This is a genomic window from Streptomyces sp. 63XJN7_1_ISO-PGPR-S23-121 (genome assembly GCF_056173025.1).
This window is the reverse complement of record NZ_CM149653.1, coordinates 2,202,438-2,217,369: the sequence shown is the minus strand read 5'-3', so window position 1 is coordinate 2,217,369 and position 14,932 is coordinate 2,202,438. Positions and strand designations below refer to the sequence as shown.

The window sequence follows — 14,932 nt, the reverse complement described above, 5'->3', positions numbered from 1 at the left end:
GTCGTCCCCGACATGATCGAGAGGGGGGCGTACTGCGTATGCCCCGGCGTGAGCCGATTCACGCGGATGGGCAGGTTTCGCCACTGCAACGGGTGGAGAACCCTGCCCATCCGGTCGTACGTCAGTCGCGCGCGGCCTCCACCGCTTCGGCGCCGGTGCGCTCGTACCGGCCGTCGAGCTTGGCGACCAGGCCGGTCACCTGGCGGGCGATGTCGGGAGCGGTGAGCCCGATCTCGGCCAGGACCTCGGCGCGGGAGGCGTGGTCGAGGAAGCGCGGCGGGATGCCGAAGTCGCGCAGCGGCACGTCGACGCCGGCGTCGCGCAGGGCCTGGGCGACGGCGGAGCCGACACCGCCGACCCGGGAGTTGTCCTCGACGGTGACGACCACCCGGTGGCGCTCGGCGAGCGGGGCCATGGCCTCGTCGACGGGCTTGACCCAGCGCGGGTCGACCACGGTGGTGGTGATGCCCTGCTTGTTCAGCAGGTCGGCGACCTCCAGGCACATCGGCGCGAGGGCGCCGACGGAGACCAGCAGGACGTCCGGGTTGTCGGCGCCGGGGGCGCGCAGGACGTCCATGCCGCCGACGCGGCCCACGGCGGGCACGGCGGGGCCGACGGCGCCCTTGGAGAAGCGGACCACGGTCGGCGCGTCGTCCACCTCGACGGCCTCGCGCAGCTGGGCGCGGACCTGGTCGGCGTCGCGCGGGGCGGCGAGACGCAGGCCGGGGACGACCTGAAGGATCGACATGTCCCACATGCCGTTGTGGGAGGCGCCGTCGGTGCCGGTGACACCGGCCCGGTCCAGCACGAAGGTCACGCCGCACTTGTGCAGGGCCACGTCCATCAGGACCTGGTCGAAGGCGCGGTTGAGGAAGGTGGCGTACACCGCGAAGACCGGGTGGACGCCGCCGTGGGCGAGGCCGGCCGCGGAGACGGCGCCGTGCTGCTCGGCGATGCCGACGTCGTAGACGCGGTCGGGGAAGGCCTTGGCGAACTTGTCGAGGCCGACCGGCTGGAGCATGGCGGCGGTGATGGCGACGACGTCCTCGCGCTCCTCGCCGAGCTTGACCATCTCGTCGCCGAAGACGGACGTCCAGTCGGCGCCGGAGCTGGAGATGGGCAGGCCGGTGTCGGGGTGGATCCTGCCGACGGCGTGGAAGCGGTCGGCCTCGTCCTGGAGGGCGGGCTGGTAGCCGCGGCCCTTCTCGGTGAGGCAGTGCACGATGACCGGGCCGCCGAACCGCTTGGCGCGGGTGAGGGCGGACTCCAGGGCCTCGAGGTCGTGGCCGTCGATGGGGCCGACGTACTTCAGGCCGAGGTCCTCGAACATGCCCTGCGGGGCGATGAAGTCCTTCAGGCCCTTCTTGGCGCCGTGCAGGGTGCCGTAGAGGGGGCGGCCGACGACCGGGGTGCGCTCCAGGAGGTCCTTGGTGCGGGCGAGGAAGCGCTCGTAGCCGTCGGTGGTGCGCAGGGTCGCCAGGTGGTTGGCGAGGCCGCCGATGGTGGGGGCGTAGGAGCGCTCGTTGTCGTTGACCACGATGACGAGGGGGCGGTCCTTGGCGGCGGCGATGTTGTTCAGCGCCTCCCAGGCCATGCCGCCGGTGAGCGCGCCGTCGCCGATGACCGCGACGACGTGCCGGTCGTCGTGCCCCAGCACCTGGTTCGCCTTGGCGATGCCGTCGGCCCAGCCGAGGACGGTGGAGGCGTGGCTGTTCTCGATGACGTCGTGCTCGGACTCGGCCTGCGAGGGGTAGCCGGAGAGGCCGCCCTTCATCTTCAGCTTCGAGAAGTCCTGACGGCCGGTGAGCAGCTTGTGCACGTACGACTGGTGTCCGGTGTCCCACAGGACCTTGTCGGTCGGGGAGTCGAAGACGCGGTGCAGGGCGAGCGTGAGTTCCACCACGCCGAGGTTGGGGCCGAGGTGGCCGCCGGTCTTGGAGACGGCGTCGACGAGGAAGGTCCGGATCTCCTCCGCCAGCCGGCCCAGCTCTTCCAGGCTGAGCCGGTCCAGATCGCGCGGTCCCGTGATGCGGGTCAGCAGCGGCACCCGTGCCTCCTTGAAGTAGAGCTGTTGCCGGGCTCGACGAGTCTAATGTTCCGCCCCGGCGGAACGTGGCCGGGCGGTGCGTCTTACATCACGCGTTCGGCTGTACCCAACGGCGGCCGCTTCTACGTCACCTGGCGCGTTCTTTCCGTTCTTTCCCTTTTGTCGCTCCGCTCGCCGCGGTCCGCGCGGGCGGCCGGGAGCTCCCCGCGGGGGCCGCACCCGCGGCAAAGGTCCGCCCGCCGGCCCAGGGCTCAGCTGGGCGGGCGGGCGGACCGTCGTCGGCCGGGCGTGCGCTACGCGCGGCCGGCCGTCTTCTGCGTCTTGCGGGTGACCGCGTCGATGACGACGGTCGCCAGCAGCACACCACCGGTGATCATGTACTGGACCGGCGAGGCGATGCCCTCCAGGGCGAGGCCGTACTGGATCGAGATGATGACCATCACACCGAGCAGCGCGTCCCAGGTGCGGCCGCGGCCGCCGAAGAGGGACGTGCCGCCGATCACGGCCGCGGCGATGACGTTCATCAGGAACTCACCGGTACCCGCGCCCTGGTTGGCGGAGGCGATCTTCGAGGCGACGAACAGGCCGCCGATCGCGGCGAAGGTGCCGGCGATCGCGAAGACCGAGATGCGGACCAGGTCGACGTTGATGCCGGCCCGGCGGGACGCCTCGACGCTGCCGCCGAGCGCGTAGATCTTGCGGCCGTAGGCGGTGCGGCGCAGCACGAAGTCCGTGAGCAGCAGGAACGCCAGGAAGATCACCACGGCCAGAGGCAGGCCCTTGTACTGGTTGAAGACGATCGCCACGGCGAAGGCCAGCACGGCCAGCAGCACCGTGCGCACGATGATTTCGCTCAGCGGCCGGGACGGCACCCCGGCGGCCGCGCGGCGGCGGTTGTCGAAGAACGCGGTGAGGAAGTACCCCGCGGTCACGACGATCGCCAGGCCGTAGGCGGCGGCCACGTCGCTGAAGTAGTAGCTGGTCAGCTTGGCGACCACACCGTCGGCGTCCAGGTTGATGGTGCCGTTGCTGCCGAGGATCTGCAGCATGAAGCCCTGCCAGAACAGCAGGCCGGCCAGGGTCACGGCGAAGGCCGGGACACCGATCTTCGCGAAGACGAAGCCGTGGAGCGCGCCGGCCACGGTGCCCGTGAGGATGGCCAGCACCAGGGCCAGGATCTCGTTCATCCCGTGCGTGACGCTCAGCACCGCGAAGGTGGCACCCGCGACACCGCTGACCGAGCCGACCGACAGGTCGATCTCGCCGAGCAGCAGGACGAAGACGATGCCGACGGCGATCATGCCGGTGCCGACCATGGCGATCGACATGTCGGAGAAGTTGCCGGCGGTGAGGAAGTTGGAGTTCAGGCTGGTGAAGATGGCCCAGATGATCAGCAGACCGACGACGACCGGGAGGGACCCTAGGTCACCGGCCTTCATCTTCCGCTTGAACTCGCTGAGGTAGCCCGCGAAGCCCTGCTCGCGCACCAGCAGCCGGGGGTCGACCGTGGGGACCGCGGCGGAGGCGGCCTCGGGGTTCTCCACGGCGTGGTCCCCGGCGGGGGTGGAGGTCTTGTCGATACTCACTTCTGGATCTCCCCATTGGTGCGCGCCGCACGACGGGTCACGGCGTTGTCCGTGGCGCCCGTGATGGCGGAGATGATCTCTTCCTGCGAGGTCGACTTGACCTCGAAGACGCCGTTGTTGCGCCCCAGGCGCAGGACGGCGACCTTGTCGGCCACCGCCTTCACATCGGCCATGTTGTGGCTGATGAGGATGACGGCGTGACCGCGCTCGCGCAGCCGCTCGACCAGGTCGAGGACCTGCGCGGTCTGCTCGACGCCGAGGGCGGCGGTGGGCTCGTCGAGGATGACCAGCTTGGGCTCACCGAGCATGGAGCGGGCGATCGCCACGACCTGGCGCTGACCGCCGGAGAGCGAGGCGATCGGGATGCGGACGCTGGGGATACGGATGGACAGCGTGTCCAGCAGCTCGCGGGAGCGGCGCTCCATCTCCACCTCGTCCAGGACGCCGCGCTTGCGCAGCTCCCGGCCCAGGTAGAGGTTGCCGACGACGTCGATGTTGTCGCACAGCGCGAGGTCCTGGTAGACCGTCGCGATGCCCAGGTTCTGGGCGTCGTGCGGCCTGTTGATGGTGACGGCCCTGCCGTCCCACTCGATGGCGCCCTCGTCGATGGGGTGCACGCCGGCGATCGTCTTGACCAGCGTGGATTTTCCGGCTCCGTTGTCGCCGACCAGGGCGACCACCTCACCGGCGTGGACCTCAAGCTCTACGTCGGTGAGCGCCTGGACGGCACCGAATCGCTTGGAGACCCCGCGCAACGCCAGCACGGGCGTAGCGGACACGTGAACCATCTCCTTCGCCGCCTGACCCGGCGGGAGGTTGTGCAGAAGTTTGGGGGGTGGTGGTGTTCCGTCCGGCGCCCCGCGTAGCTTGCGGGGCTGGTGGTGCGGGGCGCCGGAGGAAGCCGCGTGCAGCCGGTCCCGCACCCGCTCGGCGGGTACGGGGGACGGGACTGCCTACTTCAGGCCGGCCTTGTCGCAGGCGGCCTTGTACTTGCCGGCGCAGATCTCGTCGAGGGTGTAGAAGCCCTCCTTGATGACGGTCTCGTTGATGTTGTCCTTGGTCAGCGAGACGACCGGGACGAGCACCGTCGGGACGCCCTTGGTGGTGGCGCTGTCGGCCTTGCTCGTGGCGATGGAGTCGAGCGACTTGCCCTGGGCGAGGGCGACGGCCATCTCGCCGGCGACCGCGGCCTCCTGCGGGTAGGACTTGTAGACGCTCATGTACTGCTCACCGGTGAGGATGCGCTGCACGCCCGCGAGCTCGGCGTCCTGGCCGGTGACCGGGATGTTGCTGATACCGGCGGCCTTCAGGGCGGTGATGATGCCGCCCGCCATGCCGTCGTTCGCGGAGTAGACGCCGACGATCTTGTCCTTGCCGAGGGCGGAGATGGCGCCCTCCATGTTGGCGTTGGCGTTCTCCGGCTTCCACTCCTTGGTGTCGTACTCGCGGCCGACCTTCACCTTGCCGTCGAGGACGGAGTGGGCGCCCTCCTTGAACTGGGCGGCGTTCGGGTCGGTGGAGGAACCGTTCATCATGACGATCTGGCCGCCCTTGGCCTTGTCGCCCAGCGCCTTCAGCAGGGCCTCGCCCTGCGTCTTGCCGACGGTCACGTTGTCGAACGAGGTGTAGGCGTCGATCGGGCCCTCGGCCAGGCGGTCGTAGGCGACGACCGGGATGCCCGCGTCCTTGGCCTTCTTGATCGAGCCGGCGATGGCCTTGGAGTCCACCGCGTCCACGATCAGGACGTCGACCTTGTTGGTCACCATCGTGTCGACCTGCTGCGACTGCTGGCTGGCGTCCTGCTTGGCGTTGGCGTAGACCACCTCGCCCTTGTTGTTCGTGAGCTCCTTGACCTTCTTCTCGATCAAGGGCTTGTCGAACTTCTCGTAGCGCGCGGTCTGGTTCTCCGGAAGGAGCAGACCGACCTTGATGGCGTCGCCCTTCTTGGCGGCGGAGTCGGACGAGTCGGCCTTGTCGCCGGACTCCTTGGCGCTGCCACAGGCGGCGAGCGAGACGGCCATGGCGGTGGCGGCAACGGCAAAGGCGGCACGACGCATACGCGTGTTCACTTCAGAAACCTCCCTGACGAGGCCGCGTCGTTGCGGCCGAGGTGGCTGGAAGTCAACTCGGCCACACGTGCGACGTCAAGAAGTAAATCCTTAACGAGATGGCAACGGTGCCATCCGTTCTCTAAGTGAAGGCAGGGGTGGCCGCGGACAGGGCGCCGGTCGCACTTCCGTCCAAAAGCGTCGAATCGCCCATCTCGCTGAGGGCCAGGGCGAGCGCGCCGAGGACCTCCGCACGTCCCCCAAGTGCCCCCGGAAGTACGGAGAGTTGACGCGCCGCACTGGGGATGGCGTAGCGGCCGACGGACTCCCTTATCGGGCCGAGCACCAGCTCGCCGGCCTCGGCGAGATCGCCGCCGAGGACCACGCGGCTCGGGTTGAGCAGGTTGCAGAGATTGGCGACTCCACTGCCGATGTGACGGCCGACGTCGGCGATCACGCGACGGCAGCCCGGGTCGCCGTCCCGTGCCAGCCGCACGACGCCTTCCATCGTCAGGTCCATACCGTGACTGGGCTGGAGCAGCGGGAGCACATAGCGTGCGGCCGCGAACGTCTCCAGGCAGCCGCGGTTTCCGCAGCGGCAGACGGGACCGGCTTCGTCGAGAGTGATATGCCCGATTTCTCCCGCGGTGCCGCCGGGTCCCCGATAGATCTTGCCGTTGATCACGAGACCGGCTCCGACACCGCTGGCGACCTTGATGTACGCCAGGTCGCGCACCCCCCGGCCGCTGCCCCAGACCAGCTCGCCGAGGGCGCCGAGGTTGGCGTCGTTGTCCACGTGCACGGGCACGCCGAGCCGCCCCCGCAGCTCCTCGGCGGGCCGGGTGCCGCCCCAGCCGGGCAGGATGGCGGTCGAGCCCAGCGTCCCCGACTCCACGTCGATCGGGCCGGGCACGCCGAGGCCCACGCCGGCGATCTTGGAACGGTCGACGCCGGTGGCCTCGATCAGCCGGCTGACCAGTTGCTCCGCGCGGTCGAAGCCCTGCGCCGAGGACGCGTCGACGTCCAGCGGCTCGGACTCCTCGGCGAGCACCTGGTGGGCGAGGTTCCCGACCGCGACGCGCAAATGCGTGTGCCCGAAGTCGACACCGATGACGATGCCGGCGTCCCCGCTCAGCGAGACGCTGCGGGCCCGGCGGCCGCCCGCCGAGGTGGGCGTGACCTCGACGGTCCCGCCGTCCTTCAGTTCCCGGACGATGTTCGAGACCGTCGCCGCGGACAGACCCGTCGTCCTCGCGATCTCCGCCTGCGTGAGCGACCCGGCGAGCCGTACCGCTCGTACGACCCGTTCCAGGTTGGCTCGGTGCAGCGACGACTGCGAACCGGGAGTCTCCACGACGACCTCCTGCGCACGGGGCCGCTTCGATGAGGCCCCGTCTATGTCCAACTAGTGAACTCTAAGCTGAGCCGTTCGGGTCGCCTCCCGTCAAGAGGTTGAACCGCATCCGGGTGCCCCGCACACGCACACGTATGCCGCCCCCGGCAGTCCGGGAGCGGCAGGCGCGGGGGTCGGGGCGGGCTACTTCAGGGCGCCCGCCGTGAGGCCCTGGACCACCTGGCGCTGGAAGATGATGTACGCGGCCAGCACCGGCAGCATCGCCATCACCAGGCCCGCGAACAGGCCGGACCAGTCGCCCTTGTAGCCCTGGCTGACCGCCAGTTGCACCAGGCCCTGGGTGAGGACGTGCTTGTCCGGGTCGGTGTTCAGCACGGTGGGCAGCATGTACTGGTTCCACTGCCCCAGGAAGTTGAAGATCCCCACGCTGATCAGGCCGGGCTTGGCCATCGGCAGCATGATCTGGAAGAACGTCCGGGTGTGGGAGGCCCCGTCCACGAACGCCGCCTCCGCCACCGAGCTCGGCAGGGTCCGGAAGAACCCGGTCAGGAAGAACACCGTGAAGGGCAGCGAGTAGGCGATGTAGACCAGGATCAGCCCGTGGATGGTGTTCAGCAGGCCCATGTTGTCCACCACGTAGAACAACGGGACCAGCGCGAGCATGATCGGGAAGCTCATGCCGCCGATGAACAAGTAGTAGATGAACCGGTTGCCCGGGAAGTCGAACCGGGCGAGCACGTAGGCCGCCATGGAGCCGAGCACCAGGGTGCCGACGAGCGAGCCGCCGACCACCAGGACGGTGTTGAGGAAGTAGTCGCCCATGTGGGCCTGGGACCAGGCCCGCGACCAGTTGTCGAAGTTCAGCCTGTCGGGCAGCGACCAGGGCGAGCCGAAGATGGAGGCGTCGTCCTTGAAGGAGGTCATCACCGCCCACACCAGCGGCATCCCGACCATGATCGCCCAGATGACGAGAACGCCGTGGGAGAAGACGTTGAGGGTGGTGCCCTCCTTCTTCCCCTTGGTCAGCCCGCCGGGCGGGGCCTCGGTCTTGCGGACGACAGGGCCGGACTCGGCCGGTACGGGCGCGGGGGTCTCGGTCGTCTTCATGATCAGTACTCCAGCCGCTCGCGCCGGCCCAGTCGCATCACGACGGCGGCGAAGGCCAGCGTGACGACGAGCAGGGCGACGCCGATCGTGGTGGCGTAGGCGGCCTGGCCGTCACGGAACGCCTTCTGGTACACGTACAGGACCATGACGGTGGTCGAGTAGTCGGGGCCGCCGGGGCCGGTCGTCATGATCTGTACGACCGCGAACGACTCGGCGCCGAGCGCGAGGATGCCCATGTAGACCCAGCCGGACTGCACGGTGTCCCACAGCAGCGGCAGGGTGACCTTGAAGAAGGTCGTCGCGCGGTTCGCGCCGTCCAGCAGCGCGGCCTCGTACAGCTCCGCCGGAATGGAGGCCATTCCCGCGGAGAACAGGACCACGAAGAAGCCGACCGTGGACCAGACGAGCACGGCCATCACGCACCACAGGGCCAGGTTCGGGTCGCCCAGCCACAGCGGCTGGAGGGAGTCGAGACCGATGCCGCGCAGCAGCGAGTTGATCGCGCCGCTGTCCGGGTTGTACGCGAACGCGAACAGCAGGGCGACGATGGCGATGGACAGCACCTGCGGGAAGAAGTAGACGATCTTGTAGAAGCCGGAGCCGCGGACACCGGTGATCACCGGTCCGCCGCGGCGGTGGCGCCCACCCACATTGATCATGAAGGAGAAGAACAGCGCCAGGCCGAGTGTCACCAGCGGCACCAGCAGAGCGAACATCACGCTGTGCTGCAGCGACTTCCAGAAGATGTCGTCGTCGAGCATCCGTGAGTAGTTGTCGAAGCCGACCATCTCGAACTCGGGACTCAGTCCCGTCCAGTCCGTGAACGAGTAGTAGATGGACTGGACGAACGGCCAGACGACGAAGAGCGCGTACAGTCCCAGGGGAACCGCCAGGAACCCCACGATGAACCGGTACTTGCCGTGCTGCATTGCTACCGACCCCGATCTGCGCGCGGGTGGCGCCGCCAGGGCCCGGCCGGCGACGACGCGCCGGCCAGGCCCTGGTGACACGTCCTCACTGGTGCTTGTAGTGCTTGATCGAATCGTCCTTGGCCGCCTCGTCGGCGAAGCCCTGGATCTTCTTGATGGCCTCGGCCGGGGTGAGGCGGCCGGCCATCATCTCGCCCAGTCCGGAGACGCCGATCTTCTCCTTCTGGAGCTGCACGTACCAGTCCTGCAGGCGCGGGTTCACCACGTTGGTGCCCGCCAGTTCCAGCGCCGCGACACCGGACTTGAGACCCGGGGTGAGCTCGATGCCCTCGGTGCCGCCGTTGAAGGCCGTCAGCGACTTCACCTTGGACGTGAAGCTCTTCGAGGACGCCTCGCCGAGCATGATGCGCAGCTGCTCCATGCCGCCGGGGCCGTTGGCCGCCTTGGCCGGGACGATGAAGGGCTCGCCGCCGGAGGCCCAGATGGTGCCGAACGGCATCTTGTCGGAGGAGTCGATGCCGGGCGGGGCGGAGACGGAGAGCTGGAAGTCCGCGGGGATGACCTTGGCGGACTCGTTCTCCACCCAGGAGCCGTTGGGGAGGAACAGGGCGTCGCCCTTGGCCCACGCGGTCTGGGACTGGATGTGGTCCAGGCCCGGGGTGCCCTTGAGGATGTAGCCCTTCTTGTAGAGCTCGTAGTAGGCCTCGAAGACGGTCTTGACCGCAGGGTGCTTCCAGGCGTTCGGCTCGAGGTTGTCGATCGCGTCCAGCACCCCGGCACCGCCGACCTTGGCGATCATCGGGTACATCGAGAAGGGGAGGTAGTAGGGGTACTTGCCGGCGTAGGTCCAACCGGCCATGCCCTTCTTCTTCGCCTTCTCGCAGACCGCGAGCATCTCGTCCCAGGTCTTGGGGTACTCGACGCCGAGCGAGTCCAGGGCCTTCTGGGAGTACCAGTTGCCGTAGACCGTGTAGGCGTAGTAGAGGATCCAGACCTTCTCGCCGTCGAACTGGCCCATCTCCACGATGCCGGGGCGCAGCGTGTCGCGGACCTTCTTGCCCGGGTCGTCGTAGGACGGGGCGTCCAGCAGCGGGGTCAGGTCGGCGAGCTGGTTCTTGCCGACCAGCACGCCCATGTCCATCTGCTCGGCGCCGGAGTTGTCCACGAGGTCGGGCGGGTTGCCGCCGTTGAAACGCGGCTGCAGCGTGGACTGGATCTTCTGGGTCGCGGCGAACTTCACCTTGGCGTCGGGGAAGTTCTTCTCGTAGACCTTGACGGCGTCCTCGGCGTACTCCTTGCCGAAGCCGCCGTCGAAGAGGACGAATTCCATCTTCGCGGTCTCGTTGACGGCCAGGGGGTTCTTGGCGGTCTTCTTGCCGGACTCGGCCTTCTTCTGGTCGTCCCCGCCGCCGCTCGCGCAGGCGGACAGGAAGCTCATGGCCGGTACGGAGATCAGGCCGAGCGCGGCGGACCGCTTGATCAGATCGCGGCGGCCGACGCCCGTTCGGTTGTTCTCGGCGGAAGTGGATCCCATGCTCAAGTCCTCGCCCTCTCCAGGACTCAGGCGGTGAACCGGATCCTCCCCGGCACCGCGATCGGGTCACGCTGGGTCGTGCAGGAAGTGCGGATACTGCTGTACGGGTGCCTTGGTGGTGTGCCTTCGCAGATTCCCCCACGGATCCCCCGATGGCCGACAGGTATAGTCCACTTCCGGTGGGCGGAGCAAGATCGAATGCATGGTTCCCGGCACGTCTTTTCCGAGTTGAGACCTGGCGGAAATATGAGCGCTCCGCGTGTACCCCGAAGCAAATACCACGGCGGTCGGCCCCGGACGGCACAGGCAACACCCTTGACACCACTGGCTTCTTCACGCACTACTGTTCCTTGCGCTTCGAATTTGACAACGTTGTCCATTTCCCCGGAAAGCGCTTCCGGGGCGCGCAGGGAGGTTGCTGGCGCATGCGGTACAGAGTGCGGCACAGATGGGGTCCGGCGGTCGTACTGACGACCGCCTTCACGGTGGCGGTGGGTTCGCAGGGGGCCGCGGTCGCGCTGCCCGCGGCACCCGCCGCCGCGGACCGGGAGTTCAGTTCCTCGTTCGAGGCGGACGACCCGGTTCCGGACTGGCTCAACACGGTGGAGACCACTCCGGGCGGCAGCAAGCGCGCCGCGGGCGTCGACGGCGGGTACAGCACGGGCATACCCGGAAGCGTCACCGACCACGTCACCGACGTACGGGCGAGCGACGAGAACACCGGCGGCGGCGAGGTGAAGGAGAACCTCGTCGACGGCGAACCGAGCTCGAAGTGGCTGACGTTCGCGAAGACCGGCTGGGCGGAGTTCGACCTCGACCAGCCCGTGCGTCTCACCAGGTACGCGCTCACCTCGGCCAACGACCACGCCGAACGCGACCCCGCGGACTGGACCTTCCAGGGCTCGGCCGACGGCAGGACCTGGCAGACGCTCGACAGCCGCTCCGGACAGTCCTTCTCCGGGCGGTTCCAGACGAAGACGTACGACCTCGCCCAGCCGGCCGAGTACCGGCACTTCCGGCTGGAGATCACGAAGAACAACGGCGGGGACATCCTCCAGCTGGCCGACGTGCACCTGTCCACCGGCGACAGCGAGACGCCCGTCCCCGAGGACATGCTCTCGCTCGTCGACCGCGGCCCGAGCGGCTCGCCGACCGCCAAGGCGGGCGCCGGCTTCACCGGCACGCACGCCCTCAGGTACGCGGGCCGGCACACCGCCGACGGCCGGGCGTACTCGTACAACAAGGTCTTCGACGTCGATGTGAAGGTCGACCGCCGCACCGAGCTGTCCTACAAGATCTTCCCGTCGATGGCGGACGGCGACCTCGACTACGACGCCACGAACGTATCCGTCGACCTGGCCTTCACCGACGGCACCTACCTGAGCGACCTGGGCGCCGTCGACCGGCACGGGTTCGCGCTGACGCCGGCCGGACAGGGCGCCTCCAAGGTGCTCTACGTCAACCAGTGGAACGCCGTCGAGTCGGGCATCGGCTCCGTCGCGGCCGGCAAGACCGTCGACCGGATCCTGGTGGCGTACGACTCCCCCAAGGGCCCGGCCAAGTTCCGCGGCTGGCTCGACGACGTCACCATCCGGTCCGCCGCGCCCGAGCGGCCCAAGGCCCACCTGTCGGACTACGCGCTGACCACCCGCGGCACCAACTCCAGCGGCGGCTTCTCGCGCGGCAACAACATCCCGGCGACGGCCGTGCCGCACGGCTTCAACTTCTGGACGCCGGTGACCAACGCGGGCTCGCTGAGCTGGCTGTACGACTACGCCCGCGGCAACAACGCGGACAACCTGCCGACGCTCCAGGCGTTCAGCGCCAGCCACGAGCCGAGCCCGTGGATGGGCGACCGGCAGACCTTCCAGGTGATGCCGTCCGCCGCCTCCGGCACCCCCGACACCGGCCGGGAGGCGCGCGAGCTGGCCTTCCGGCACGAGAACGAGACCGCCCGGCCGTACTACTACGGGGTGCGCTTCGAGAACGGCCTGAAGGCCGAGATGGCGCCGACCGACCACGCGGCCGTCATGCGCTTCACCTACCCCGGTGACGACGCGAGCGTGATCTTCGACAACGTCACCGACCAGGCCGGCCTGACCCTGGACAAGGAGACGGGCACCTTCACCGGCTACTCGGACGTCAAGTCCGGGCTGTCCACCGGCGCCACCCGGCTGTTCGTCTACGGCGAGTTCGACAAGAAGGTCACCGGCGGCGACTTGTCCGGCGTCAAGGGCCATCTGCGCTTCGACGCGGGCAAGGACCGCACGGTGACCCTGCGCCTGGCGACCTCGCTGATCGGCGTCGACCAGGCGAAGGACAACCTGCGCCAGGAGATCCCCGCGCACACCTCCTTCGACAAGGTCCGCAGGAACGCCCAGAAGCAGTGGGACGCCATCCTCGGCAAGGTCGAGGTGGAGGGCGCCACGCAGGACCAGCTCACCACCCTGTACTCCAGCCTCTACCGGCTGTACCTGTACCCGAACGCGGGCCACGAGAAGGTCGGCGGCACGTACAAGTACGCCTCGCCGTTCCAGAAGATGCGGGCGGCGGACACCCCGACGCACACCGGCGCGAAGATCGTGGACGGCAAGGTGTACGTCAACAACGGCTTCTGGGACACCTACCGGACCACCTGGCCCGCGTACTCCTTCCTGACGCCGTCCACGGCCGGTGAGCTGGTCGACGGCTTCGTGCAGCACTACAAGGACGGCGGCTGGACCTCCCGCTGGTCCTCCCCCGGCTACGCGGACCTGATGACCGGCACCTCCTCGGACGTGGCGTTCGCGGACGCCTACGTCAAGGGCGTCGGCTTCGACGCGAAGGCGGCGTACGACGCGGCCGTCAAGAACGCCACCGTGGTGCCCCCGTCCTCGGGCGTGGGCCGCAAGGGCATGGCCACCTCGCCGTTCCTCGGCTACACCAGCACGGCGACGCACGAGGGCCTGTCGTGGGCGCTGGAGGGCTACCTCAACGACTACGGCATCGCGAAGATGGGCGAGAAGCTCTACAAGGAGACCGGCGAGAAGCGGTACCGGGAGGAGTCGGCGTACTTCCTCAACCGCGCCCAGGACTACGTCAACATGTTCGACGCGAAGGCCGGCTTCTTCCAGGGCCGGGACGCGGCGGGCAACTGGCGCGTGGACTCGGAGAAGTACGACCCGCGCGTGTGGGGCTACGACTACACGGAGACCAACGGCTGGGGCTACGCCTTCACCGCCCCGCAGGACAGCCGGGGCCTTGCCAACCTGTACGGCGGGCGCAAGGGGCTCGGCGACAAGCTCGACGAGTACCTCTCCACCCCGGAGACGGCCTCCTCGGAGTTCGTCGGCAGCTACGGCGGTGTCATCCACGAGATGACCGAGGCGCGCGACGTCCGCATGGGCAACTACGGGCACTCCAACCAGGTCGCCCACCACGCCCTGTACATGTACGACGCGGCCGGGCAGCCGTACAAGACGCAGAAGAACGTCCGCGAGGTCCTCTCCCGCCTGTACACCGGCAGCGAGATCGGGCAGGGCTACCACGGTGACGAGGACAACGGCGAGCAGTCGGCCTGGTTCCTCTTCTCGTCCCTGGGCTTCTACCCGCTGGTGATGGGCAGCGGCGAGTACGCCATCGGCTCCCCGCTGTTCACCAAGGCGACCGTCCACCTGGAGAACGGCCGCAAGCTGGTCGTCAAGGCGCCGAAGAACAGCACGAAGAACGTCTACGTGCAGGGCCTGAAGGTCAACGGCAAGCGCTGGAACGCCACTTCGCTCCCCCACTCGCTGCTCGCGAAGGGCGGCGTCCTGGAGTTCGACATGGGCGCCAAGCCGTCCGCGTGGGGCACCGGCAAGGACGCGGCGCCGGTGTCGATCACCCGGGACGACCGGGTGCCGACGCCTCGCGCGGACGCGCTGAGCGGTGACGGGGCGCTCTTCGACGACACGTCGGCGACGGACGCGGCGGTGACGTCGGTGGACCTGCCGGTGCCGGACAAGGGCGTCAAGGCGGTCCAGTACACCCTGACGTCTTCGGCGGACCGGACGAAGGCCCCGGCCGGCTGGACGCTCCAGGGCTCGGCCGACGGCACCGCCTGGAAGACCCTGGACCAACGCTCCGGCGAGTCCTTCGCGTGGGACCGGCAGACGCGGGCGTTCTCGGTGGACTCGCCGGGCACGTACGCGAAGTACCGGCTGGTCCTGGACGGCGAGCACACGCTGGCGGAGGTCGAGCTGCTGGCGTGAGCGGGCGCGGGGCGCGCGGAGCCACCACGGTTCCGGGCGCCCCGCCGAACGACCGAGGGCCGCACCCCCGTCGCAGGGGGTGCGGCCCTCGGTCGCTG

At 68.8% G+C, this 14,932-nt stretch carries 9 protein-coding genes; 1 reads left to right on the top strand and 8 read right to left on the bottom strand.

Features of this window, described 5'->3' with window-relative positions; all coding sequences use genetic code 11:
* Nucleotides 1–121: 121 nt before the first annotated feature.
* The 8 genes from dxs to ngcE form a co-directional block, all read right to left on the bottom strand.
* The gene (gene dxs, locus AC0VYN_RS09765; RefSeq protein WP_475535633.1) at nt 122–2,047 is read right to left on the bottom strand and encodes a 1-deoxy-D-xylulose-5-phosphate synthase; all 1,926 of its coding nucleotides are present in this window, start codon (nt 2,045–2,047) and stop codon (nt 122–124) included.
* 293 nt (nt 2,048–2,340) lie between these two features.
* Nucleotides 2,341–3,633: a sugar ABC transporter permease gene (locus AC0VYN_RS09760; RefSeq protein ID WP_475535632.1), complete on the bottom strand. Its 1,293-nt coding sequence runs from the start codon at nt 3,631–3,633 to the stop codon at nt 2,341–2,343.
* On the bottom strand, nt 3,630–4,421 hold the full coding sequence (locus AC0VYN_RS09755) for an ATP-binding cassette domain-containing protein (RefSeq protein ID WP_475535631.1): 792 nt from the start codon (nt 4,419–4,421) through the stop codon (nt 3,630–3,632). Before AC0VYN_RS09755 ends, AC0VYN_RS09760 begins: the two co-directional genes overlap by 4 nt.
* A 165-nt stretch (nt 4,422–4,586) precedes the next feature.
* Nucleotides 4,587–5,690, bottom strand: coding sequence for an ABC transporter substrate-binding protein (locus AC0VYN_RS09750; RefSeq protein WP_475536845.1), 1,104 nt, complete (start codon nt 5,688–5,690; stop codon nt 4,587–4,589).
* Between the two features lie 133 nt (nt 5,691–5,823).
* Entirely contained in the window at nt 5,824–7,035 is a 1,212-nt protein-coding gene (locus tag AC0VYN_RS09745) for an ROK family transcriptional regulator (RefSeq protein ID WP_359392229.1), read from the bottom strand.
* 183 nt (nt 7,036–7,218) lie between these two features.
* On the bottom strand, nt 7,219–8,142 hold the full coding sequence (locus AC0VYN_RS09740; protein ID WP_475535630.1) for a carbohydrate ABC transporter permease: 924 nt from the start codon (nt 8,140–8,142) through the stop codon (nt 7,219–7,221).
* A gap of 2 nt (nt 8,143–8,144) precedes the next feature.
* Nucleotides 8,145–9,071, bottom strand: coding sequence for a carbohydrate ABC transporter permease (locus tag AC0VYN_RS09735; RefSeq protein WP_475535629.1), 927 nt, complete (start codon nt 9,069–9,071; stop codon nt 8,145–8,147).
* An 85-nt stretch (nt 9,072–9,156) separates the two neighbouring features.
* Nucleotides 9,157–10,605: an N-acetylglucosamine/diacetylchitobiose ABC transporter substrate-binding protein gene (gene ngcE, locus AC0VYN_RS09730; RefSeq protein ID WP_475535628.1), complete on the bottom strand. Its 1,449-nt coding sequence runs from the start codon at nt 10,603–10,605 to the stop codon at nt 9,157–9,159.
* A gap of 425 nt (nt 10,606–11,030) precedes the next feature.
* Here ngcE and AC0VYN_RS09725 point away from each other — a divergent pair, with 425 nt between their 5' ends.
* Nucleotides 11,031–14,834: a GH92 family glycosyl hydrolase gene (locus AC0VYN_RS09725; protein ID WP_475535627.1), complete on the top strand. Its 3,804-nt coding sequence runs from the start codon at nt 11,031–11,033 to the stop codon at nt 14,832–14,834.
* Nucleotides 14,835–14,932: the final 98 nt, after the last annotated feature.

What these genes read in the sequence shown, in the direction of transcription:
- ngcE (WP_475535628.1), bottom strand. Translation starts at nt 10,605, where the DNA reads ATGGGATCCACTTCCGCCGAGAACAACCGAACGGGCGTCGGCCGCCGC.
- AC0VYN_RS09725 (WP_475535627.1), top strand. Translation starts at nt 11,031, where the DNA reads ATGCGGTACAGAGTGCGGCACAGATGGGGTCCGGCGGTCGTACTGACG.
- AC0VYN_RS09755 (WP_475535631.1), bottom strand. Translation starts at nt 4,421, where the DNA reads ATGGTTCACGTGTCCGCTACGCCCGTGCTGGCGTTGCGCGGGGTCTCC.
- AC0VYN_RS09735 (WP_475535629.1), bottom strand. Translation starts at nt 9,071, where the DNA reads ATGCAGCACGGCAAGTACCGGTTCATCGTGGGGTTCCTGGCGGTTCCC.
- AC0VYN_RS09740 (WP_475535630.1), bottom strand. Translation starts at nt 8,142, where the DNA reads ATGAAGACGACCGAGACCCCCGCGCCCGTACCGGCCGAGTCCGGCCCT.
- AC0VYN_RS09750 (WP_475536845.1), bottom strand. Translation starts at nt 5,690, where the DNA reads ATGCGTCGTGCCGCCTTTGCCGTTGCCGCCACCGCCATGGCCGTCTCG.